General features: G+C 58.9%; 3 protein-coding genes. All 3 read left to right on the forward strand.

Annotation, left to right across the window (positions count from 1 at the left end; genetic code table 11):
• Positions 1 to 301: 301 nt before the first annotated feature.
• The gene (locus OP495_RS17180) at positions 302 to 1,273 is read left to right on the forward strand and encodes an Rpn family recombination-promoting nuclease/putative transposase (RefSeq protein ID WP_280570964.1); all 972 of its coding nucleotides are present in this window, start codon (positions 302 to 304) and stop codon (positions 1,271 to 1,273) included.
• 145 nt (positions 1,274 to 1,418) lie between these two features.
• Complete coding sequence (locus OP495_RS17185) at positions 1,419 to 1,889, forward strand: low molecular weight protein-tyrosine-phosphatase (protein ID WP_348521326.1); 471 nt, start codon at positions 1,419 to 1,421, stop codon at positions 1,887 to 1,889.
• 197 nt (positions 1,890 to 2,086) lie between these two features.
• On the forward strand, positions 2,087 to 2,439 hold a 353-nt coding region (locus tag OP495_RS17190), incomplete at its 3' end, for a LysR family transcriptional regulator (protein WP_280570966.1).

Genomic DNA, 2,439 nt, shown 5'->3' on the forward strand with positions numbered 1-2,439 from the left:
GGTGTGAAGCCGGATGGTAGCATGGCGGCTTATTCGGTTTTTATGACGCCTGCCAGTTTTGCGCCGGCCCGGCCAGCGCCTGTGTCTAGAGAAACGCTGCATAAATCCCGTCGCAGGGTCTTGGCCTCTCGATAGGGCGTTGTGCAAATAGCCACGTACACCGGCAATTGGTCAACGCAGCCGGGGCATGGCGCCCACCCAGGTTGTGAGAGTATATTAGCGGGAGTAAATTTATTCGCGATAGTCCCTGTCGCAGGTGCCCGCAACGCGGTAGTCTTCCTGGATCGAGACAGGAGCGCGTATGGCGAGTCAACATCACGATACTGGCTACAAGGAGCTGTTCAGTCACCCGGAGTTCGCGCAGCAGCTGATCGAAGGCTTTGCACCTGCCGAGATTGCTGCACTGATGAACTTCACGACGCTCAGGCAGCACAACGGTCATTACATCACGCCGATGTTCGAAGAGAAGATCGAAGATGTGGTGTGGTCGGTCGAGGTGACCTGGAACGGGGCGACGCAAGAAGTGTATTTGTACATTCTCTTGGAGTTTCAGTCTTCGGTGGATCGCACCATGCCGATCCGGCTGATGCACTATGTCGCCTGCTTCTACAGCGAGCTACTCAAGCAGAAGGTCACCACGCCTCGCCAAGGCCTGCCGCCGGTGTTTCCGGTGGTGCTCTACAATGGCGTGGACCGCTGGGCGGCGCCGTTGGATGTCTATCGCATGATCGCCCCGGAACCGCCGAGCTTTCTGCAGGTCTACCAACCACACTTGCGCTATTACCTGGTCGATGAAGGGCGCTATACTGACGAAGAGTTGGGTTTGGTACAGACGCCGCTGAGTGGGGTGTTCAGTGTCGAGAAGGCATCCAAGGATCGCCGGAGCCTTCAGCAAGCCGTGGACCGGATCGTGGCGATCATCCAGGCCGATCCGAACAAGGACCGTACCGACGCGATCATCACCCGCTGGTTGAAGCGCCACCTTCAACGACTCGGGGCGGAGGTCAATCTGGATCGGCTCAACAGTTTGGTGGAGGATAAAGACATGTTGGCAGAAAACTTACAGACCTGGGCCCAGAAAGAGCGGCAAGAAGGTCGCCAGGAAGGACTTCAGGAAGGACTTCAGGAAGCTGAGAAGCGCGCTTTGGAAGAAAAGCGTAATGCCGCGCGTAATCTGATCGCTCGCACCGAGATGGAAGACCAGTTGATTGCGGAGATTACGGGTTTGGCCGTTGAGGAAGTGAGTCGACTGCGCTCCGAGAATAAGCACTGACCTGCAGCGAATTGATCATGAACTGTGTTTTAGACGGCTCCTTTCGGGGCCGTTGTTGTTGGTGGCCGAGGCATGAGCGCGCCCATGCTGGGGTGGCGAGACTTTTCATCTTCCTGTTGGTGAGCCTTGGCATCATGATAGGGCGTTGTGCAATGCGAAATGGGGCTCGGCGTTGATGTTCAAGCGTATTCTGGTGGTGTGTACGGGCAATATCTGTCGTAGCCCGGTGGCGGCGGCGCTATTACAGCAGCAGTATCCCGAGCGGATGATTACCACGGCGGGCCTTGGCGCACGTGCGGGAGAGGGCGTCGAGACGCATTCCCGCGCGTTGGCGGAGGCAGAAAAACCCGAACTAGCCAAGGCGCTTGCGGCACATTCGGCACGCCAGATTGATGAAACGATGCTGCGCGAAGTGGACCTGGTCCTGGTAATGACGGAACGCCAACGCCGCGCGGTGGGAGAGTTGCTACCCTCGGCGTTTGGCAAGACCATGCTGTTCGGGCGCTGGCTGGCCAACCCGGAGATCTCCGACCCCTATGGCAAGAGCGAGGAAGCATTCACGCACGTGCATCGGCAATTGGTCAACGCGGCCCAGGCGTGGGCGGGGAAGTTGTAGGCGCTCGCCGCTACGCGCCCTTGCTGCGTCCTCGAGCGTTCTGTTCCCTGCAATTTGCACGCGACAAGACGGCTCCTTTCGGGGCCGTTGTTGTTTCTGGAGCCTGCGTTTCGGGCATCGACGTGTCGATGACGGCGATGTCTGACACTGAGATACTGTGGTTAGCGTTCCGCAGGCAACCGATCGGGCTATGAGCAATGGATATTCCCCACCAGCGGTTAGTGTACTTCCAGGTAACGATCGAGGCGGGGTCGGTACGTCAGGCGGCTGCGCGGCTGGACATTGCGCCGTCGGCGGTCAGTCGCCAGCTTTCATTGATCGAGGAGGCGCTTGGCGCACCGCTGCTGGAGCGTTCGCGTCAAGGCGTAGTGCCGACGCCAGTCGGTCAAATGCTGCTGGATTACTGCCGCAAACGCGCGGCACTCGACGATCATTTCAGCGAGGCGCTGGATGCCTACCAGAGGCTGGAAACCGGTCATCTCTCGCTGACGGTCGGGGAGGGCTTCGTTGGGGATCTTCTCGATACGCCGCTGCGAACGTTTACCGAGCG

The organism is Chromohalobacter sp. 296-RDG (assembly GCF_029889885.1).
GTDB lineage: Bacteria > Pseudomonadota > Gammaproteobacteria > Pseudomonadales > Halomonadaceae > Chromohalobacter.